The organism is Myxococcus sp. AM009, from assembly GCF_013372605.1.
Lineage (GTDB): Bacteria > Myxococcota > Myxococcia > Myxococcales > Myxococcaceae > Myxococcus > Myxococcus vastator.
This window is the reverse complement of sequence record NZ_JABXEP010000071.1, coordinates 1-20,192: the sequence shown is the minus strand read 5'-3', so window position 1 is coordinate 20,192 and position 20,192 is coordinate 1. Positions and strand designations below refer to the sequence as shown.

General features: G+C 69.5%; 19 protein-coding genes. 9 read left to right on the top strand and 10 right to left on the bottom strand.

The annotated features are described in order from the left end of the window. Nucleotides 1-33: 33 nt before the first annotated feature. From HV824_RS18875 to HV824_RS18865, 3 genes are all read left to right on the top strand, one after another. On the top strand, nucleotides 34-948 hold the full coding sequence (locus HV824_RS18875) for a spermidine synthase (RefSeq protein WP_176420737.1): 915 nt from the start codon (nucleotides 34-36) through the stop codon (nucleotides 946-948). 250 nt (nucleotides 949-1,198) lie between these two features. Further along, the gene (locus tag HV824_RS18870) at nucleotides 1,199-3,949 is read left to right on the top strand and encodes a pitrilysin family protein (protein WP_176420736.1); all 2,751 of its coding nucleotides are present in this window, start codon (nucleotides 1,199-1,201) and stop codon (nucleotides 3,947-3,949) included. A 135-nt stretch (nucleotides 3,950-4,084) separates the two neighbouring features. Further along, nucleotides 4,085-4,273, top strand: a complete 189-nt coding sequence (locus tag HV824_RS18865) for a hypothetical protein (RefSeq protein ID WP_176420735.1) — start codon at nucleotides 4,085-4,087, stop codon at nucleotides 4,271-4,273. An 82-nt stretch (nucleotides 4,274-4,355) separates the two neighbouring features. Here the strand turns inward: HV824_RS18865 and HV824_RS18860 are convergent, their stop codons facing one another. The 3 genes from HV824_RS18860 to HV824_RS18850 form a co-directional block, all read right to left on the bottom strand. After that, complete coding sequence (locus HV824_RS18860) at nucleotides 4,356-4,700, bottom strand: VOC family protein (protein WP_217917531.1); 345 nt, start codon at nucleotides 4,698-4,700, stop codon at nucleotides 4,356-4,358. Nucleotides 4,701-4,808: 108 nt separating this feature from the next. Further along, nucleotides 4,809-5,624, bottom strand: coding sequence for a helix-turn-helix domain-containing protein (locus HV824_RS18855; RefSeq protein ID WP_368738077.1), 816 nt, complete (start codon nucleotides 5,622-5,624; stop codon nucleotides 4,809-4,811). A gap of 127 nt (nucleotides 5,625-5,751) precedes the next feature. Further along, complete coding sequence (locus HV824_RS18850; RefSeq protein ID WP_176423937.1) at nucleotides 5,752-6,378, bottom strand: glutathione S-transferase family protein; 627 nt, start codon at nucleotides 6,376-6,378, stop codon at nucleotides 5,752-5,754. 147 nt (nucleotides 6,379-6,525) lie between these two features. Between HV824_RS18850 and HV824_RS18845 the strand changes: the two genes are divergently transcribed. Further along, complete coding sequence (locus HV824_RS18845; protein WP_176423936.1) at nucleotides 6,526-7,098, top strand: DUF1629 domain-containing protein; 573 nt, start codon at nucleotides 6,526-6,528, stop codon at nucleotides 7,096-7,098. Nucleotides 7,099-7,203: 105 nt separating this feature from the next. Here HV824_RS18845 and HV824_RS18840 read toward each other — a convergent pair whose 3' ends face one another. The 3 genes from HV824_RS18840 to HV824_RS18830 all read right to left on the bottom strand — a co-directional run bounded on the left by HV824_RS18840 (nucleotide 7,204) and on the right by HV824_RS18830 (nucleotide 10,426). Then, nucleotides 7,204-8,208, bottom strand: a complete 1,005-nt coding sequence (locus tag HV824_RS18840) for a metallophosphoesterase (RefSeq protein ID WP_176423935.1) — start codon at nucleotides 8,206-8,208, stop codon at nucleotides 7,204-7,206. Nucleotides 8,209-8,349: 141 nt separating this feature from the next. Next, entirely contained in the window at nucleotides 8,350-9,867 is a 1,518-nt protein-coding gene (locus tag HV824_RS18835; protein ID WP_255208160.1) for a ricin-type beta-trefoil lectin domain protein, read from the bottom strand. Nucleotides 9,868-10,168: 301 nt separating this feature from the next. Beyond that, complete coding sequence (locus HV824_RS18830; RefSeq protein ID WP_176420728.1) at nucleotides 10,169-10,426, bottom strand: hypothetical protein; 258 nt, start codon at nucleotides 10,424-10,426, stop codon at nucleotides 10,169-10,171. Between the two features lie 387 nt (nucleotides 10,427-10,813). Between HV824_RS18830 and HV824_RS18825 the strand changes: the two genes are divergently transcribed. The 4 genes from HV824_RS18825 to HV824_RS18810 all read left to right on the top strand — a co-directional run bounded on the left by HV824_RS18825 (nucleotide 10,814) and on the right by HV824_RS18810 (nucleotide 15,472). Beyond that, nucleotides 10,814-12,301 carry an HEXXH motif-containing putative peptide modification protein gene (locus tag HV824_RS18825; RefSeq protein WP_368738076.1) on the top strand — a complete coding sequence of 496 codons (1,488 nt, stop codon included), beginning with the start codon at nucleotides 10,814-10,816 and terminating at the stop codon, nucleotides 12,299-12,301. Further along, nucleotides 12,298-13,755 (top strand): HEXXH motif-containing putative peptide modification protein, encoded by a 1,458-nt coding sequence (locus tag HV824_RS18820; protein ID WP_176423934.1) that lies wholly within the window; start codon nucleotides 12,298-12,300, stop codon nucleotides 13,753-13,755. The genes HV824_RS18825 and HV824_RS18820 overlap by 4 nt, the downstream gene beginning before the upstream one ends. Further along, nucleotides 13,752-13,904: a hypothetical protein gene (locus tag HV824_RS18815; RefSeq protein WP_176410444.1), complete on the top strand. Its 153-nt coding sequence runs from the start codon at nucleotides 13,752-13,754 to the stop codon at nucleotides 13,902-13,904. The genes HV824_RS18820 and HV824_RS18815 overlap by 4 nt, the downstream gene beginning before the upstream one ends. A gap of 116 nt (nucleotides 13,905-14,020) precedes the next feature. Further along, nucleotides 14,021-15,472: an FAD-binding oxidoreductase gene (locus tag HV824_RS18810; RefSeq protein WP_176423933.1), complete on the top strand. Its 1,452-nt coding sequence runs from the start codon at nucleotides 14,021-14,023 to the stop codon at nucleotides 15,470-15,472. Between the two features lie 22 nt (nucleotides 15,473-15,494). On the opposite strand, the gene HV824_RS18805 is transcribed toward HV824_RS18810, so the two are convergent. Genes HV824_RS18805 through HV824_RS18790 form a run of 4 tightly spaced genes read right to left on the bottom strand, consistent with a single transcriptional unit; the run spans nucleotide 15,495 to nucleotide 18,654 of the window. Further along, nucleotides 15,495-15,947: an acyl-CoA thioesterase gene (locus HV824_RS18805; protein ID WP_255208159.1), complete on the bottom strand. Its 453-nt coding sequence runs from the start codon at nucleotides 15,945-15,947 to the stop codon at nucleotides 15,495-15,497. Further along, a complete protein-coding gene (locus HV824_RS18800) occupies nucleotides 15,868-16,944 on the bottom strand; it encodes a YheT family hydrolase (RefSeq protein WP_176423932.1) in 1,077 nt (358 codons plus the stop codon). The genes HV824_RS18805 and HV824_RS18800 overlap by 80 nt, the downstream gene beginning before the upstream one ends. Further along, the gene (locus HV824_RS18795) at nucleotides 16,937-17,659 is read right to left on the bottom strand and encodes a hypothetical protein (RefSeq protein ID WP_176420724.1); all 723 of its coding nucleotides are present in this window, start codon (nucleotides 17,657-17,659) and stop codon (nucleotides 16,937-16,939) included. Before HV824_RS18795 ends, HV824_RS18800 begins: the two co-directional genes overlap by 8 nt. Before the next feature lie 2 nt (nucleotides 17,660-17,661). After that, complete coding sequence (locus HV824_RS18790; protein ID WP_368671032.1) at nucleotides 17,662-18,654, bottom strand: fatty acid desaturase; 993 nt, start codon at nucleotides 18,652-18,654, stop codon at nucleotides 17,662-17,664. A gap of 320 nt (nucleotides 18,655-18,974) precedes the next feature. Between HV824_RS18790 and HV824_RS18785 the strand changes: the two genes are divergently transcribed. Then, the coding region (locus HV824_RS18785; RefSeq protein WP_176423931.1) for an ATP-binding protein at nucleotides 18,975-20,192 on the top strand (1,218 nt) is incomplete at its 3' end.

Genomic DNA, 20,192 nt, shown 5'->3' with positions numbered 1-20,192 from the left:
TGCTGTCTTTTTGGTATTCTGTACCAGAGAGGGATGGACATGCGCGGTGTGAGCCAGCGGCTGCTGCTGGTGGGGCTGGTGGTCCTGGCGTGTACGGCCTCCGCGTCCCGCAAGGTCCTGTACGAGAAGCAATCGCCCTACACCCTCATCTCGGTGACGGAGGACGAGGAGGGGCGCCGTTATCTGGGCTTCGATGCCTCGGGCGCGTTGCAGAGCGTGGTCCAGCGGGGCAAGCCGCTGGACCTGGTGCTGCCGTACACGCAGGTCTCCATGGTGGGGTTGGCCTACGTGCCCGCGCCCAAGCGCATCCTCATCGTGGGCCTGGGCGGTGGGGCCATGCCCATGTTCCTGCGCAAGGTGGTGCCGCGGGCGCACATCGACGTGGTGGACATCGACCCGGACGTGGTGGCGGTGGCCAGGCGCTACTTCGGCTTCCGGGAGGATTCACTCCTGCGCGCGCACGTGGGAGACGGCCGGCGCTTCATTGAAGCCGAGCGGCCCGCGTATGACCTCATCTTCCTGGATGCCTATGGCCCGGACAGCATCCCCGAGCACCTGGCCACGCAGGAGTTCCTGAAGGCCGTGCGGGCGAAGCTTAGCCCCCAGGGCGCGGTGGTGGGCAACGTGTGGGCCTTTCCGCCCAACCGTCACTACGACGCCATGGTGCATACGTGGCAGGTGGCCTTCACGCAACTGTATGAGTTCATCGTGCCGCAGAGCTCGAACCGCATCCTGGTGGGCGTGGGGTACGAGGCGAAGGTGGCCGCCAGGACGCTGGAGGCGCGCGCGGAGAAGCTGGAGCGCACCCGGGGCGTGCCGTTCGATTTGAGCGGGCTGGTGGACCGGGGCTACACGGACGCGACGGAGCGCCAGCCGCGAGGCAAGCTCCTGAAGGACGCGGACCTGCCGAAGCCCGCGTCTGTGAATACGCCAGCGCAGGTCCGCTGAGCCTCCGGGTCTTTGTGGGCCAGGATTGCGGAGGTGTCTGGACTTCGCGAACGCGCCTGTGAGTCCCGGCCCTTGGCCTGTCTTCTCGTGGATGGTATGAGCACTCCGTCCGTCTGGCCTTGAGTCCAGGGCCCGCGCGGTTCGCGCATTGCCTTCGCCTCGTCGCTGTCAGGAATCACTTCCGCTCGGGGGAGGCGGTGGGGCGTGTCCCTGCGTGCTGCTCCCGGGTTCGTCCTTGGAGTCTGTCTGGATGTTGCCCCAGCGTGTTTCCCTCCCCTCCGCCTGGCGGCCCCGTGCCGCCGTCATTGCCCTGGCGCTGCTGCTGAGCGCGTGCGCCACGCTGCCGCAGCGTGGGCAGATCGTCATGCGCGACGTGGCCTTCCCGCTGCGCGACTTCCGCTTCCCCTCGGGGCTCCGCGTGGTGGTGGAGCAGGATGCCCGCTCCCCCGTGGTGGCGGTGGTCGCGGTGGTGGGAGCAGGGGGCTCCAGTGACCCGGGTGGCAAGGAGGGCCTGGCGCACGTCGTGGAGCACCTGGCCTTCCGTTCCCGTCACGCGGGTGGGCCCTCGGTGTGGCGGCGCCTGGAGGCGTCGGGCGCGGGCTCCTACAACGCCTCCACCAGCCTGGACTACACGTCCTACGAGACGCTGGGGCCCAAGGAGGCCCTGCCCACGCTCCTGAAGATGGAGGGGCAGCGCCTGTCAGCGCCGCTCGCGGGCGTGAGCCCAGAGGTCTTCGCGGTGGAGCGCGAGGTGGTCCGCAATGAGCTCCGCCAGCGCAACGAGACGGGCTACGTGGGGCAGGTCTTCAGTTGGATGAACGCCGCGGCCTTCCCTGGTGGCCACGCCTACGCGCGCCCGCTCGCGGGGACGCACGAGTCGTTGTCCGCGCTCAGCCTGTCCGACGCGCAGCGCTTCGCCCGGGCGCACTACCGCCCCGACAACGTCACGCTGGTCATCGCCGGTGACGTGGATCTGGCGGCCGTGGAGGCCACGCTCCGCGCCAACCTGCCCGAGGCCTGGGTGGGCACGGGCGCGCCCCTGGCGCTGGAGGCCCGGCTGCCCGCGCAGCCCGCGGCCCCGGCCACCACGCCCGCCCAGAAGTCGGTGCCCGTCTTCACTGCCTCCGTGCCCACGCCGGAGGTGTACCTGTCCTGGGTGCTGCCGCGCGGCTTCGACGAGGCCAGCGCGGTCCAGGACTTCGTTCGCGCCAGCTTCAGCCAGAACCTCTGGGGCGCGGTGCGCAATGACGCCGACATCGCGGACATCTCCACCAACCTGATTCCGGGGACGCGCGCCTCGCTGCTGGTGGTGCGGGTGCGGCTCAGCCGGGGTGACGACCCGGCGCGCTCGGCGGGGAAGGTGTTGGACCAGGTGCAGAACGCGTGGGTGCAGGAGATTCAGCCCGGCTCCGTGCTGGGCCGCGAGTTCGACTTCCAGGCGATGCGCCGGAAGGTGGTGACGGGCATGGTGCTTGAGTCGGAGGACCTTATGTCCCGCACCGAGCGCCGGGCGCTGCTCACCCACTTCACGCAGGACGTTCGCTCCTACACCCGCTCGCAGGTGGCGCTGATGGGGCTCGTCGGCGGCAAGGTGACGGACTTCTCCTACCAGTGGCTGCAGCGGGACCGGGTGCGAATGATTGTCGTCCGTCCCGGTGAGGTGCCCGGCGCGGCGACGGTGGCCGCCACGCTGTCCGCGGACGAGGAGCCTTGGGCTTCGCCCGCCGAGCAGGTGACGCCGTCCATGACGGCGGCGCTCGATTCGCCCGTGCAGGTGCTCAAGCTGGACAATGGCATGGAGGTGCTGCTCGCTCCGCGGCCGGGCCTCCCGGTGGTCCGCATCGGCGCGGCGCTGCGCGGTGGTTCGTCCTACGGCGAGAAGCCGGGCGTGGCGGACCTGGCCAACTGGGGCGCCTTCCGGGAGTCCTGGTTCGAGGGGCGCCCCAGTGACTGGGGTCTGCATTCGACCTCATCGTTCCAGCGCGACCACCTGCGCGTCGGCATCTCCGGCACGGCGGGCAACGTCGGCAACATGCTGGCGATGCTGGCCGAGCAGCTCGACTCCACGCGGACCTCCGAGGACGTGGTGCGCTACTACCGCGAGCAGGTGCTGCCCTGGCGCCGGGCGGTGGACTCGAATCCGGAGCTCCTGGCCGAGCGTCACCTCCAGAAGGCGCTGTACGGTACGCATCCCTATGCGCGCGAGGTCACCGGGGAGGAGCTGGCCCAGGTGTCCTGGACGGAAGCCGAGGCGTGGCTGAAGGACGTGTACCGCCCGGCCAACACGGTGGTCGTCATCGCAGGCGAGTTCGACGTGAAGGAAGTGGAGGGGCTGGCGCGCAAGTACCTCGGCGGCTGGAGCCGGGGGAAGGCGAAGCCCGTCGCCACGCCGCCCGCGCCTGCGCTGCCTGCCGCCTCGGCGAACGCGAAGGCCCTGCTCACGCCGCGCCCCGGCGCGAGCCAGGCCCAGGTGCAGCTGGCCTGCCGGCTGCCCACGGCCACGCCCGAGGCAGAGGCGCGCTACGCCCTGATGGCGGAGCTGATTCACGGCCACGCCTCGGGGGAGATGCGCTCGCGCCGGGGCGCGACGTACGGGTTCTTCGCGCGGCCCTGGCTGGGGCGCGGCGGCGCGGCCCACCTGGTGCTGGAGGGCGCGGTGGATGCGCAGCGAATGGGTGAAGGCCTCAGCACCGTCCGCCAGATTCTCGCGTCCTTCGCGAAGGAAGTGCCCGAGCCCTCGCTGGAGCGGGCCCGCAGAGGCATGCTGGCGGCGCAGGCGGTCTCCTTCATCAGCTCGGAGGCCTGGGTGAACGCGCTGCTGACCGCGCGCGTCCGTGGCTTCGAGCCGGACACGGTGACGGGCCGACCCGCGCTGCTCCAGGCGGTGACGGCCGAGTCCCTGCGGAAGGAGTTCGAAGGCTGCTATCAGCGGCTCGTCGTCTCCATCACCGCCGACGAAGGCCAGGCGCGGTCCGCCATCCAGGCCATGTCCCAGCCGTAGCCCACCCCAGCCCCTGCCTGCTGGCCGCCCCACCGGGGCAGGGGCTGTGGCGTCCACCTCCGTGCCCCTGGCTGCTTGTCTTGAGGCCGCCAGGGACTGGCGACTGACTATGTTCTCCAAGAGGAGGACATCGTCATGCCAGATGTGGAAGCACCGCGGCCGCTGTCCGAGCCGCCAGACGACGCGCGGGAGCGACAGGGTCGCTACATGGAGGAAGAGCCGGGCCACACGCCGGGGAGCGCGGAGGGCGACGACGAGGACGCGCCGCACCGTGCTCACCCCTACCCGGACCCGGACCACACGCCGGGGCAGGCAGAGGGCTGAACCCCGGGCCGCCGGGAGGGCTGACCTGCCCGTGGACGAGGTCGGTACAGGGCTTCGCGCCCTTCTGGCGGCACGGTGGCGCTCAGGGGGTGTGAGCGAGCAGGTTCACCAGCCGTCCGAAGGGGTCGCGCACGAAGAACCTGCGCACGCCCCAAGGCTCGTCAGCCGGTCCATACTCGATTGGAATTCCCGCCTTCTTCACCCGGGCGATGGCCGCATCGAGGTCGTCGACCTCGATGGACAGGTCTGGCACTGGCGCGCCTGAGCCCCCTTGCGACATGAAGCTGACCTGCACAGTCATCGTTTCGCTCGACCCGTAGGTGGTAATCCAACCCATATCCATCAAAACGTCGAGCCCGAGGACGTCCCGATAGAAGCGGCTGGCGGCGGCTGGCGCCGACACGCCCACGTTGGCGACAATTCGCATGACCTTCACGACGACCTCCTCCAGGCAGCGCCGGAGTCCGAGCGGGTGATGTTGATTGCGTCGGCTGTGCGCTCGGCGACCCGGCGGGCTTGGACTTCGGTCAGGGCTTCATTTGGAGTCATTGGCGCAATGTGCCCGGGGGGGCCCACCTCGTATTGAAGAAAAATGCCGCTCGTCGAGCGGTACGTGGTTGCGGTCCTCATCCGACCGGGGGCGATACGCGGCGGGAGTGGCTCCCGAAAAGGCCCTGAACTCGCGGACCAGATGTGCCTGGTCCGAAAACCCGTACTCACCGGCCAGGCTGGCCCAGGTCATCTCCCCCCGGGCTGATGCGAGCACGCGCTGGAACCTGGCGATGCGCGCGAAGAGCTTGGGCTTGACGCCGACATGGGCTTGAAACCGCTCAATGAGCCGGCGCGGCGACAGGCCGAGTCGAACGCCTACCGCACGGACGCTCGCGCCACCCATCAACAGGGAGCATGCGATTGCCACGGCTGCGTCGCGAGGCTCGGACGCGCGCCCCCGCGCGAGCAGCGCCGCCTCGAGCACGTCGAGTCGGGCCGCGGAGGTGGGGGCCTGCAGCAGGCGCTCACGAAGGAGGGGGCTGTCACGCCCCCAGATTTCGGAGAGGTCGACGACCTTCCCGGTAAGCGCCGAGGCCGGGATGCCCAGAAACGGCGATGCACTCGCGGGAGCGAAGCTCACCCCGCAGATGGAGCGCTGGCAGGCCGTGTCGACGACTCTTGGTGCGGTGTGGGCGCCCTGAATCACTACACCGCGAGTCTTGTGCGTCAGGCGGCCGTCGAGCCTGTAGTCCCGGAACACGTCTTCATGAAGGTTGACGAGGAGCTGCATCCGGCCCGAGGGCAGCACGCGTTCGAAGCCGTGGGCGAGCTGCCCGTCGTACGTCCAGAGGGACTCCACGAGAGGAGCCAGCGTGGGGCTCCGAGGCAGGCGCGCGAGAAACATGGCCGCGCGACGTTAACAGCGCCGGGGGGCATCGGGTGGGCTGATGCGGAGCCCACCTGATGCCAGGAGCGGGCGGAAGGCGTCAGCTGAAGTGACGCCCCAGCACCGCGGCGACGTGCGGATGCTCCTCGGCCCGCCTGGCGGTCGCTGTCAGGTTGGGGCAGTGCTGGGCGAACCAGTCCTTGCCCGGCCGCCAGCGCGTCATCACGGTGACGTAGAGGTCCAGCGCGCTGAAGCGCTCGCCGAGCACGTGGGGCTTGCCTACCTGCGCCTCGATTTCGCGCCAGAGGGTGGCGCGGCGCTCCATGACGGTGTCGTGCAGCCGGTCCGCGGCGGGGCCGGCCAGGGTCCACTTGGGCGGGTCGTCTGCGTATGTGAATGTCGGGTACACCGCGCCCACCAGGCGGAACAGGAGATTGAGGAAGCGCACGCGCTCGGGGGCCGTGGGCGCTGGCGCCAGGCCGCTCTGGGGTGAGGCGTCGTGCAGGTGCAGGATGATGGCCGCGCTCTCCGTCATCACCGTGCCATCGGGGAGGACCAGGGTGGGCACCTGCCCCAGGGGATTGAGCTTCAACAGCCGGTCGCGTCCGGGGCCCGGCTCCAGGTAGGGCAGGTCCGTGAGCCGGTGCGGAATGCCGGTGATTTGCAGCGCCATCTCCACGATGGCGGAGCCACATCCCGGTGAGCCAATCAACTCGTAGTCGTGCATGGAACGAGGGGATATCTCAGGGCACCCTCGCCGGCATGCGAAAGGAGTTGCTCTACCCCCTCATGTAGAAGTTCGCTCAACTCGTCCGCGAAGTAGTCAACATTGATTTTCCATCCCACGCGCGCACACCCGCAGGAGGGAACGAGCATGAAGTACTACCAGTTGTCCGAGGACGACTACCTCGACCACGGCATTACCTCCGGCCCGACGTTGCCAGACGAGAGCATCATGGCGGGAAAGTGGGTTGAGGCTGACGCCTTGCCGGAGCTGATTTATGAAGTGGATACGCCTGATGACGAACCCTGCCAGCATTTCATGAGCGGCGGAGCTGTTCTTGCCAGTGAGCGCTTCATCCAGGTGCTGCGCGGCGCTGGCGTCAACAACTTCCAATGCTTCCCTGCCCTGCTCATCAATCCAGAGACGCAGAAGCAGCGCTCGGGGTACTTTCTATTCAACGTGCTCGGCCTGATAAAGGCTGTCGACATGCGGCGCTCCTCCTTTGAGACGTTGATGGAGGCAGACGCGGAGGGTGTTGATGTTCCGCTCGTGTCATTCAACAACATCGTCTTGGATGGCACGAAGTCGCGTGGATTGCACATGTTCAGGCTGGCGGAGTCCCCGGATGTGCTGGTCGTCGATGAGTCAGTGAAGTCGGCCCTCAAGGAAAATCGCCCAGAAGACGGCTGGGGGATTGTCTTTGAGGAGCTCGATTCAGTGTAGTCTTGCCTGGGATGGGTTTCGTCCGGCTTCGTGGTGTGTGGCGTTGCGCAGTGGCGACGCGCAGGTGGCCTCCCGCGCGTCGTGCGCCCGCACCTGCGCAGGCGCTTATTTCTTCCGCGACTTGGGACGAGCCGGCGCGGCGGGGGGCTCCACGGTGCCCAGCGCGACGGGGCCCTCGCGGTACAGGGCGTTGACCTTGCCGCCGCGAAGCTCCAGGGCCGCGAGGTTCCGTCCGTACCCGGTGCTCAGCCCGGTGTCGATGAGCAGCGCCTTTCCGTTGAACCGCACCTTCACCTTGCCGTCGCGGTTCGTGGTGTGCCCCATGACCATGCGCCTGGCGCCATAACGCTTCAGCACCGCGTCCAGCGCGGACTCGGCGTCCCGCGGCTCGCCCAGCGCGTAGCCTCGGAACCACAAGGGTCCTTGGGAGTCCCGCGCGCCGCCGGGCGGATGGTCGGGGAAGAAGTCCTGGCGCACCCAGCGGTTGAGCTCGGCCAGGTTGCGGCCGGGAACGCCGGGCGCGACGCCGCCGTGCACGAAGAGCGTGTCGTTGATGCGCACCACGGCGGCGTGCTTGCGCAGCCACTGGCCGTAGCGGCCCTGGAGGCTGTACGCGACGCGGTGCCCGTTGAGGCCGGGCGGGGCGCCGACGCTGTCCTGCTCGGGGCTCAGGTCCGCGAACGACGCCATCTCCCCGGGGCTGACGTAGCGCACGTCGCCCAGCATGTTCATGGCCTCGTGGTTGCCGAGCAGGGCGTGGACCCGTCCGCCCGCGGCGAGCGCCTCCTGCTCTAGCCGCATGAGCAGCTCGAACGCCGCTCGCGTCTGGTCGCCCCGGTCCGGCACGTCGCCCGTCTGGACCAGGTGTGTCTTGCCGCCAATCCACCGGTCCTTCGCGTCGATGAGGCCGGCGAGCCGCAGCACCTCCTTCAGGGCGTCCACGTCGCCGTGGACGTCGCCCACGGCCACCACGCGCGCCACGCCGGTGAAGGTGTCGGGGACCGCGTCCTCCAGCCGAGGCGGCGTCGGGGCCTTGGGCGCGGGCGCCGCCGCCAGGAGCAGCGGGACGAGCACGAGCAGGGGGGGCGTGCGGAGCAGGGAGGGGGCCATGGGGATGTCCTCCGGTGAGAGGGCGCGCCTGGGCTGGCCGGCCCAGGCGCGCTGGAGGCCCTCAGCGTGTCACGCCCGAGCGGCCCGCGGTGCCTGAATCGCCTCCAGGCACCGCGGTCGCTCGTTCAGGCGACAGAGGGTTTAGCGGTGCTCCCACTTCTGGTTCGGGTTGCCCGTGCACTCGTAGATGATGAGCCGGGCGCCGTTGGCCGTGTTGTGGTTCACGATGTCTACGCACTTGTTGGCGAGCACGCTGACCAGGTCACCCGCGCCGCTCAGCACGAACTGCTGCGCCGGGTTGCCGCTGCAGTTGGCCAACTGGATGGCCGCGCCGTTGGCCGTGGAGGCCCAGGCCACGTCCATGCACTTGCCGCCCGCCTGCACGGTGCCGTTGACGAACGTCCACCGCTGCGCGTTCGTGCCATTGCAGTTCCACATCTGGAGCTGCACGCCGTCGGAGAAGTTGGAGTTGGGCACGTCGATGCACTTGCCGTTGAGGCGCGACACGAAGGCCCGTCCACCGCCGCCGCCACCGCCCGTCGTGCGGAGCGTCAGGCCGTAGGCGCCCAGGATGGGGTTGACGGGCTGGTAGAACGTCTGCGGGTTGCTGTCGGAGCAGGTGCCCGCCACGCCGGACGTCACGCCCTGGGCCTGGTTGCCGGAGATGACGGAGCCGCCGGAGTCACCGCCGGCCGCGCAGGCGTTCGTCCTGTGGAGGCCGTACACGGGCCCGACGGAGTAGTTGACGGTGATGTTCTTCGCCTGGAGCACGCCGCACCGCCAGCCGGTGGTGTAGCCGGAGCGGCAGATGGAGGCATTCACCGGCGCCTCCTGGGAGCCCGCCACGGTGACGTTGCCGCCGCTGTAGTTGTTGACCCACGGCTGCGGCGTCCACGAGCCATTGGTGGCCACCCAGCCGTAGTCGGCGCCGGGCCAGACGGAGCCACGGATGGTGCCCAGGGCCACGCCGTTGTGCCCCGTGGTGGGCGTGCCCGCGCCGCCGCAGTGACCGGCGGTGACGAAGCCCCCGTTGACGGGGAAGCCCACCGAACAGCGGTAGTTGCTGAAGTAGTACGGGTCACCGCCGCGCAAATCGTAGGCGGGCTCGGGGGCGTGGCTGGAGGCCACCACGCGGAGGCTGCCGTCCTTCAGGCCCGAGCTCCGCGCGATGAAGGCATCCGCGCGCAGCTTCGTCTGGCTGGAGGCGTCCACGTAGACGACGACGCTGTTCGTCGGCAGGTCGACGTACCAGGAGTGGATGGCGGGCGAGAGCGCCTGGACGTTCTGGTCCAGCTCCGCCTTCACCTGCTCCAGCCGCGCCAGGCTGCGCGCCACGCGCACGGTCCGCACGCCGGCGACCCGGGCCTTGGTGAGGCGGGACTCGTCGGTGACGCCGACGATGAGCTGGCCGCCCTCCGCGTCGAGCCAGGCGCCACCGAAGGCGTCGCCCAGGTGTTCACGCATCGTCTGCTCCAGCCCGGGCGCCTTCGCCTCGAAGGACAGGCGCTGGTGCACCTGCTGCTCGGTGAGGCCGAGGTCCCGGCGCATCGCGGAGACGATCTCCGGCGACACATCGTCAGAGGCCTCGGCGGCCATCGGCAGGCCCGTCAGGGTGGCAAGGCCAGCGAACATCGCCGCGGTGGAAAGCCAATCAGACATTCGATTCATGGAGGTAGATGGGGTGTTCCCGCGGCAGCGCGAACGCCAGGGCAGGGGACAGTGCCTGCGCGTGGGAGTGAGAGGGATTCCCTGGCGTGATGTGGAGTCCGCATGAGCATGCGGCATGCCAGCGGGCGTGCAAAGACTTCCAGGGCGAAGGAGGTGATGGCGTATGCCCCTCTCGCAATTTTCTGACGGACAGGTGGTGACAGCCGTCCTCGGCTGGTGACAGGAGTTACCACCTGTCCGTCAGGCGGAAGCGGTGGCCGGCCCCCAGTGGGTGGCCGGCCACCGGCTGGCCTCAGTTGCAGCAGTACCGGTGGGTGGGGCACACGCTGCCGTCGCTACAGACGAAGACGCAGTAGCTCTGGTTGTAGTCACAAATCATGTCCCGTCGGTTGCGGCAGGCCGAGTCATCTTCGACGCTACAAGGGATGATGAGCTCCTGGCTCGTCTCGCCGAGCGCGGCCTCCGCTTCCGGCGCTTGCACGCCGCCACAGCCCCACAGCCCACACGACAGCACCACCGCGAGTCCCGCGCTCCGCATCCAGGTTGGCATTGTTGTCTCCAGCGTTCGGTCCCGTCCATCGGGACGTGACCGCAGTCTAGTTCAGGAGGCACCGACGACACCGGTGACTCAAGCATCCGTCTGATAATGGACCAGAGTCACTGTCACCCCCACGTCATGGGCTGTCGGGTCATGCATGACTGAGAGGTGGGTCCGTCGCCGAGCCAGCCAACGCGACGCGTCTTCATTGATGCACTGAGATAGTTAATTTCCAGAATGAGCCGTCTAATTGGCGCGCGGGAAAAGTGAAGGCGGCGCGCTGTTTTGGCGTCTTGTGCTTGTGACAGGCGACGTGGGTTGATACCTTGAAGTTCCGAAATGCTGTTTATGCCGGGATGGCAGATTTATGATGGGTCTGTCATCCGAGGAGAGAGCAGCGTGCGACAGATTGAGGTCATCCGGCAGCTCGACCATCGGTTCCAGCATCAGGTGCCGTTTGGAGATTCGTCGAAAATCGTGTTGCGTGTCATCGAACGCTACAAGTTCGTCCTGGAGGTGTTGTCGCGCCAGGACGCGCGGCTGCGGGCGCTGACGGAGCGCGTCGAGGCGCTGGACACCGCGTCCGTGAATGTCTTGTTCGGTGATCTGCTCGTGCGCGCCGCGCTGGAGACGGCCATCAGCAAGCTGGAGACGACGGGGCCGGTGGGGGCGGTGCGTGACACCTTCCCGGCGCTGCTCGGCGAGGCGCTGGATTCGCTGGAGGAGGGCCGCGGCGTGTCCGTCGCACGCAAGGCGATGGGGCGTGACTTCGCGGTGGGACCTTCGGGCCGCACGTGGGTCTGGGACCTCCCGGAGACGCCGTCGCGGGTCGGGGACCTGCTGCGCGACAGCATCCGCACCGGGTTCATGCCCGGGGCCCAGAGCAGCGTCGAAATCATCCGCCCGACGCCGCGCATGGTGGAAGGCCTGGAGCGGGCCTGTGAGTTGCTACGGCGGCTGGTGCCGGAGATGGCGCAGAGCGTCTTCCTGCACCTGCACTGCATCGCCGTGGCGAACATCCGGGGCCCACGCGGCCGGATGCTCACCGGCTCCGGGGGCGACGGCACGCCGTGCATGATTTTCATCGACCCGGACGAGCTGGAGAACCCGTGGGACACGGCGGGCCACATCCTGCATGAGGCCATCCACCTCAAGCTCTCCGACCTGATTCGCACGGGCGCCATCGTGACGGATGACGACCCGGTGGAGCTGCCCTGGGGACGGTGGACGGCCCTGTCCAACAGCGTCTTCGCCTACCACGCGTACGCGCACATGCAGGTGTTCCGCGAGGCGGTGACGCACCTGGGGCCAGACTGCTACGCGGAGTTCGGCGCGCCCCGTGACTACGACGCTCCGGCCCACGCGATGTCGGTGGTGAAGAACGACGTCAAGCCCTACTCCCGGGCCGAGGAGCGGCTGGCGTACCTGCACTCGCAGCTCTCCGGCCCGCTGTCGCCCCGGGTGACGCCCTACGGGCGCGAGCTCGTCGCGTGGCTCTGGGACACGGTGCGTCCCCTGGTGGACGGCGTCACTGGCGACGACGTCGCGCCGCGCGCCGCGGCCTCCACGCCAGCGCCGCCCCGCGCCAGCCGGGCGCCGTCGTCGGTGCGCTACCGGCAGGGGCGCGACCTCTCGCTGCGCCGCTCCCCGGCCTCGGAGGTCCTGTTCGCGCTGGACCCGGCGTCGCGGAAGATCGTCACCCTGAACCTGTCGGCCTGGCTCGCCTTCGAGCTGTGCGACGGCAAGACGGAGGAGGAGGTGCTCTCCTCGTACACCTCGTCGCTGGGGCTGGGGGCCGAGCGCGCCTGGGCGCAGCTGGCGCCCACGCTCAGGGGCCTGGAGTCCAGCGGGATGATTGAGCAGGTCGCCGAGGGAGGTGCGCCGTGACGAACGTCCTGGGCGTCGTCCAGGCGGCGGACCGGGCGTTGTCGAGCCACCCTTCGTTCGGGGACTCGCCGCGCATCCTGGCGAAGGTGCTGACCCGCTATCGCTTCGGCGTGGAGCTCTTCGCGGAGCGGCTGCCCGCCCTGCCGCGCGCGGTGGCCGCGGTGGAGGCGCTCAGTGACGCCGAGGCGCGCCGCGTCTTCTTCGACCCGCTCGTGCGCCTGACGCTGGAGCAGGCCTTCTCCGACCTGGAGGCAGGGCGGCTGACGTCGCCCCACCCGGTGGAGGAGATGCTGCCGGGGGCGCTGGAGGCGCTGCCGCTGGGCCTGTGCGAGTCGCGCATGCCGTCGCGCTGGCAGGTGGGCTCGGCGGTTCCCAAGTGGCTGTGGGACGTGGCCCAGCCCACGGATGCGTACTCGCGGGCGCTGCATGCGGCGTTCGACGGTGTCTTCGGCGCGAAATCCAAGAGCGGCGGGACGCTCCTGAGTCCGCAGGCCAAGGCGCAGCGGACGCTCAATGACTCCATCGAGCTGCTCTCCCTGCTGCTGCCGCACTCGGGCGCGAGCGCCCTGACGCACGTCGAGGCCATCGCGCTGCTCAGCGCGAAGCTCGAAGGCGGCACCGTCCTGTCCGCCGCGGGGGGCGATTTGACGCCTTCCACCATCTTCCTGGCGTTGGAGGAGCTCGGGAACCCCTGGGACATCGCCGGGTGTCTGCTGCACGAGGGGCTTCACATGAAGCTCTTCGACGCGACGCGCTCGGTGGCGCTCATCGCGAAGCCGGAGGAGACGGTCCAGGTCCCCTGGCGTGACATCCGCTGGACCAGCGTGCGCGCGGTGTTCTCCTATCACGTGTACGTCCACCTGGCGCTCTTCAAGGCGGCCGCGCTCACGGCGGACCGCGCCCTGACGGAGCGCTTCGGAGACCCGTCGTCGTACGTCTCGCGTCCGCACGCGACGTCGGTGGTGAACAACGACGGCGCTTCGCCCTATGGCCGCTCGGTGGACCGGGCCCGCTTCCTGGGAGAGATGTTGCTGACGGAGTGGGCGCACCTGCTCACGCCTCAGGGACGCGACTTCGTCCGGTGGCAGCGCGAGTCCCTGGCGCCCGTGGACCGCGCGCTCTTCCTCCAGGACGCCAGACCCCAAGCCCCTGAGCCGGCGCGGGCCGCGTACCGCAAGGTGGACGGGCTGCGGGTCCGCCCGTCGAAGCAGGGCGAGTGCTTGATGGTGTTCTCACCGGCCGCGCCGCGCATTCACTGGCTGGACCTGAATGCGTGGCTGATTTTCGAGCTCAGTGACGGCAGGACGTACTCCGACATGGAGCGGGCCTACCTCGAGGTCGTCGGCGCGAGAGTGGCCCCGGACGAAGCGCGCCGACAGTTGCGTTCGGGGCTCGACTCACTAGTACGCAGTACCCTCATAGAGCCAACACGGCAGCAAGGAGACGTGGCATGAACAACGGATCGCAGTGGCTGGAGACCGTGAAGAACCTGGTGGCCGAGAAGGACCTGCTCCAGGAGCCGAGCGTGACGTGTGGGTCCAGCGCGGAGCGCCAGTGGTGGCCGCCCTACATCGTCAACGACACGTCCAAGAAGGAGGACTGACCCTCCGTAGGGTCAGTCTGAAGTCCTGAGGATCTGCCCGCCGTGTCCGCGCTCCCCTCGAGCCGGATGCGGCGGGCGCTGTGCCGTATCCCCATGCCGCCGAGGGCAGCGAGCGAATGGACACCTATGACATCGTGGTGGCGGGCAACGGCGCGCTGGGCCTGGCGACCGCGCACGCCTTGACGCGGGTGGACCCCCGGCTGCGCATCGCCGTGGTCGGCCCTGTCAGCCGTCCCGCGGGCGCCTCTCCCGCCGCTGGGGCGATGCTGGGTTGCTACGGCGAAGTGACGGCGCCCTTGCTGCGCACCGCGCCGGGCCGCGCGAAGCATGCCAAGGGCGTGCTCGCCGCGCGCCTCTGGCCTTCGTGGCTGGAGCAGCTCAATGGCGAGCTGCCCGAGGACGCGCACGTCCAGGTCCGCCCTGGCACCATCGTCTTCAGCAACGCCAAGTCCGGGACGATTGAGGACGAGAACTTCATCGCCATCCAGCAGGCGGTGAAGGACGAGGACGCGCCCCACGAGCTGCTGGACCCCAACCAGGTGCCGGGCCTGAACCCCGCGGAGGACTGCCGGCCCAAGCAGGCGCTGTTCCTGCCCCGCGAGGGCTCGGTGGATGCGAGCCGCCTGCTGCGGGCGCTCACCTTGTCCCTGGAGCAGTCGCCGCGGGTGTCCGTCGTGGATGGCGCGGTCAAGACGCTGGACATCCAGGGGGGCCGCGTGACGGGCGTGCGGCTGGAGGATGGCCGCGCGCTGAGCGCCGCGCAGGTGGTGCTCGCCATGGGCGTGGGGACGCAGGCGGTGCTCGACGAGCTGCCGGAGCTGGCGCGGCGCATCCCCCGCATCTTCAGCGGCGGCGGGACGTCACTGCTGCTCCAGGTGCCCCGGACGTCGCTCCAGCACGTGGTGCGCACGCCGAACCGGGCCTTCGCCTGTGGCCTTCATGGCATGCCCCGCGGGGAGGGCCAGCTCTACTTCGGCGCGACGAACATCCTGATGGCGCGGCCGATGCTGCGCACCACGCCGGCCGACATGTACTTCCTGCTGGAGTGCGTCCTGGAGCAGATTGACCAGGACCTCTGCGGCGCGCAGCTCGTCGCCTGGCAGGCGGGGAACCGGCCCGTCACCGTGGACACGTGTCCGCTCATCGGACCGACGTCCGTGGAGGGACTGTGGCTGCTCACGGGCACGTACCGCGACGGGCTGTTCCTCTCCCCGCTGCTGGGGCAGCACATGGCGCGGCGGGTGTGCGGGCAGAGCGGCCTGGTGGCCGAGGACTTCCCGCCGGAGCGCAAGCCCATCTCCCTCTACACGCTGAAGGAGGCGCGCGCGGAGGCGCTCAAGCACTACCTGGCCATGGGGTGGGAGCACGGCATCCGGCTGCCCAAGGTGGGCTGGCACCGCGCCTTCCCGCGCTTCTACCAGCAGATGCTGGACTCGCTCTACGACGCGCTGGGGGAGGAGGAGTTCGTCATGCCTCCGGAGCTCCTGGCCATCGTCGACAGCAATCGCGCGGCCATGGTGCCCTTCTTCCGCAACTACTACGCGGAGGTCCGCAAGGCCTGGGCATGAGGCGGGCCCAGGCCCGGGGCGCTCAGCGGCTCTCCGCCACCGTCCGGTTCTGTCGGGCCGTCACGGCCTCGAGCACCGTCGCCGGAGGGACGACGCCCTCGCGCCCGAGCAGCACCGCGGTGGACTCGCCCTCCGCCACCACCTTCCCCCGCGAGAGGAACTGGTGGGTGGCATAGAAGTACTTCTCGTCCCAGCGGGTAATCGACATGGACACCGTGTACTTCTGGAACGGGCGAAGCGGCTTTTTGTAGTCCATGGTGTGGCGCACGATGATGGGCGCCCACTTCTGCTTGAGCATGAGGGCCAGCAGGCCCGTGCGGATGAACAGGTCGACCCGGCTCAAGTCACAGACGGTGAGGAACCGTCCGTTGTTCATGTGCAGGTTCAGGTCCAGGTCATTGGGCAGGACGCGCTGCTCCAGCGTGCTCGTCAGCGCGTCCACGCGCATCTCCGGCTTCCAGAGCGAGGAGAGCATGACCCACAACATCCTGAGATAGAGATTCATGTGCTTCGGACGGCTCCTGCAGGAAGAACGAGATGAGCCGGGCCGGCGGGTAGTACCCCAGCCCGGAGGAACGCTGATACATGAAACCCAGGTGCCCGCCATGCGGCGTCAGCTCCAGCCGCACGTGCTCCCGCAGCGCGCGCGCGTCGGGGAGCGTGTCCCGGGCGACGAGCGGGTCGTCCTCGGCGTTGAGGATGAGGAAGGGGACCTCGATGCCCGACAGGAACTGCTGGCTGCTGCACCGCGCGTAGTAGTCATGCGCGTCCCTGAAGCCGTGGAGGGGCGCGGTGAAGACCTCGTCGAAGGCCTGGATGCTGCGCATCCCGCTCAGCGTCCCAACGCGTGAGGCGAACTCCGGCAGGTGGGCCTTGAGCCGCGCGACGCGCTTGTACGAGTTCAACACGCGGAGCTGGTAGAGCTGGTTGATGCCCTCGCAGGCCCGCCGGGCCGTGCTGGCCAAGGAGAACGTCAGGGACACGGCCGCCGCGGCGGACAGGTGGCTGGCGTGGCCCGTCTCCGCCAGGTAGCGAATCAACATGCTGCCGCCCAGGGAGAAGCCCACGCCATGGAGCGGCGTGTGGGGCTCCTGCTCACGGATGAAGCCCACCAGCCAGGCCAGGTGGTCGGTGAAGCCCGCGTGATAGAAGGGGGCCCGCCGGTTGGGCACGGCGCCGCCCCGGTGGCACAACACCGCCGCGCGCAGGCCGCGCAGGGACAGCTCCGACAGCAGGCTGCGGACGTAGGTGGACTCCTGCGTGCCCTGCATGCCGGGCAGCAGGATGAACAAGGGCCCTGGCCGCGTCCGGTTCAGCCAGTACACGTCCACGAAGTCACCGTCCGCCAGCTCGTGGCGGAGGTGCTCGGTGAGCACGGCGTGACGGCGCCGGTCCAGGTGCGGGACGACGGTCTGCACATGGGAGAAGCGCAGCCACCAGGGGACGTGGAAGGCGTTCGCGGGCTCAGCCATGGACGGTCCGCGCGGGGGCCTCTTCGGGCAGCGGCATGCCCACCTCGGCCATGACGGCCAGGTCCTTCTCCGTCAGCGCGCGGGTGCGCCGCCGCACGATGTCCGCCCCCAGCACCAGGTTGAAGTTGGACACGCCGCCATAGCGGTGGTGCAGGAAGTGGTTGCGGTAGACGGCGCGCATGTAGCGGGTCCGCAGCAGCCACGCCAGCCACCGGGGCGCGGTGCGCTGTCCTTCCTCGAAGGGCAGGTGCAGGTACGGGTGGACGAAGTGGCTCATGAAGGGCGGCAGCAGCAGCGTCACGCAGCCGGCCAGGAAGGCAATGGGCTTGAGCGTGAAGTAGAACACCGGGAAGAAGATGACCAGCGGGGCCACGAAGACGAAGGCGCCCTCGCCGTGCAGCCGGGTGGCGAAGGCGCCGTTGATGATGGTCCGGCCGTGCTTGCCCCGCTGGAGCAGCTCCTCGGTGAGCTTCTGCTTCTCCTCCTCGCTCCGGAACTGCGTCACATGGCTGCTCCGGAAGGTCCTCACGTGGTGAATGGTGTGGTGGGAGAAGTGCGTGTTGATCATCGGCCGGAACAGCCGCGGCGCGCGGTTCCAGAAGCGCACCGCCTTCGGGCGCGCGTCGGACACGTACTCGTGCATGAAGGACTCGACGTATGAGGAGATGACGTACCCCAGCGCGAGTCCAAGGAGGACATGGACGTAATCAGGCATGTTCAGCGTTCCTCGCCGGGGAAGGTCAGCAGTCGGCCCAGCTGACCTGGCGGCTCGATGGAGGGCGGGGCGGCCAGCGGTGTCCTGGCCTGGCCCGCGTGGACAGGGGGGAAGCCCGTCATCCTGCCGGTGGCCTCGTCGTACACCTTGAGGCGGAAGGCGAGCACCGACTCGCGCAGGCCAAGCCGCACGCCCTCTTCGACCAGGCCGTGCTGCTCCATGTAGCCGCGCAGCAGGTAGTTGGGGAGCTGGGGCTTCAGGTGATGGACGTGGTGCAGGTTGATGGCGCCGAAGAGCCACTCGAAGGCGCGTGGCAGCACCAGGTGACTGCTGCCCTGGAGCGCCGAGCCCTTCAGGGACCACCGCGCCCGGGGAACCCAATAGGGCCGCTCCACCTGGTGCTGCACGAAGAAGAGCCAGATGCCCAGGCCCGCGGCCACCTGGGTGATGATGAGGTGCACCCCCAGCCACCGGGGCCAGTCACCCAGCGCGAGGAACGCGAGGTGGACGGCCACCAGCGCCAGGTTCGTCACCAGGATGGAGCGGCGCTCGGGCCCGCGCTCCTTGGGGACGATGCCCGGCATGCGGAAGCGCAGCAGGAACTGGAAGATGGGCCCCACGCCCAGGAGGATGGCGGGGTGCCGGTACAGCCGGTAGCGCAGGCGCTGGGCGGGCTTGAGCGCCAGGTACTCCTGGGTCGTCATCGTCACGATGTCGCCCACGCCGCGCCGGTCCAGGTCGCCGCTGGTGCCGTGGTGGACCAGGTGCATGGCCCGCCAGTACGCGTGCGGCGCCAGCGTCAGCATGCCCAGCACCACGCCCACCCGGTCATTCGTCACCGGACGCTGGAACAGCGAGCGGTGGGCACAGTCGTGCTGGAGGATGAAGACCCGGACCAGCACGACGCCCGCGAGCACCGCCAGCGCCACGCCGCCCGCCAGGGATTGGGCGAGGACGACATAGCTGGCCCCCGCGAGCAGGACATAGGCGCCCACGCATCCCACGAGCTGGACCCCGCTCCGCCAGGGGCTGGGCCGCCAGGCCTGGCTGGCGGAGACGGACGTTGTGTCTGAAGTGGAATCAGGTGCCATGACTGTCACGAGGCAGCGCCCCTCCCCCAGGTGCGACTCTTTCGGAGATTTCGGACATAACGTGCGTTGATTCTGGAATCAAGAATCTCCGGGAGCATGCCTACTTGACGTCAGGAGCCGCCTTGAGGGGGGGCGTCAGGTCAGGCAACCGGCAGAGGACCTGATGGGTGACACGGCTTCGCGTGGCATGCGCGGAGTACGAGCAAACATAGAATGGGAGCGACATGCACACGTCATTGCGCCAAGGGACTGTGTCTCCTCCTCTCTTCGTGGGGCGTGCGCACGAGCTCCGGCGTCTGGGGGAGATGCTGCGGCGGGTGCGGACGAGTGTCGTCTATGGCCTGCCGGGGGCAGGGAAGTCCGCGCTGGCCGCCGCGGTGGCGGCGCGGCACCCGGGGACGGTGGTCCACCGGCGCCTGCGTCCAGGCGACTCGCTGGGCACGGTGGTGGACGACCTGCGGCGGCTGCTGCGGGATGCCCCCGTGCAGCAGGCGCTGTCGGATGAAGCCCGCCTCGATGACCTGGCACGGCAGGCCGACGCGAGCGAGGCGCTGTGCGTGGTCGACGACCTCCAGGTGCTGCGGCCCGAGGAGCGCGCCGCGCTGCTGGAGGAGCTCGGCGGGCGGCTGACGCGGGGGGCGCTGTTGGCCACGTCGCGCGAGGCCGTTCCCCGGCGCGCCACCAGCCCGGACCGCTTCGAGCTGCGGCTGGATGGCCTGACAGAGGCGGCGGCGCGCACGCTCTGGCGTCAGCTCGACGCGCTGTATGGCGCGCATGAGGGGTTCGAGCACGCCTGGCGCCGCTCCCGGGGGCTGCCGTTCCACCTGCGGCGGGCCCACGCGGGTGACGTGGAGGGAGAGGAGCCGGTGCTCAAGGCGCTGCTTCAGTTGAGCGCGGATGAGCGGCGGCTCGCCTCCGTGCTGGCGCTGAGCGAGGCGCCCCTGTCGGCGGAGGTCCTGTCGGGCCTCTTCCCGGGAGGGCACCACGGCGAGCTGCTGCGGCGGCTGGGGGCCAGGCTGCTGGTGGAGCTGGACGCCCGCGGACGCCACGGCATGCACGACCTGGTGCGGGACGCCCTGGTGTCGCTGCTCGACACGGAGGAGGTGCGCGCCGCGCACGTGGCCCTGCTGGAGCTGCTGCCGCGCGAGGAGGTGCCCGTGGTGGTCCGGGTCCGCGCGATGAGCCGTCACCTCCAGGCCCTGGGGAGGCCCGCGGAGCGCGTGGCCTTCATCGTGGCCAGCGCGGAGCTGCTGGTGCGCCATGGGGCGGCGGGGGAGCTGCTGGCGTGGCTGGATGCGCTCCCCGGCGACGCGCTGACCCTGGACGCGCGGCTGGCGCGGGGAAGGGCCCTGGTGCGGCTGCTGGAGGTCCGCCGTGCCTACCCGGAGCTGCTCGCGCTCCAGGCCTCGTTGGAGGCGCAGGGGGCGGACGCGGGCCTGCGC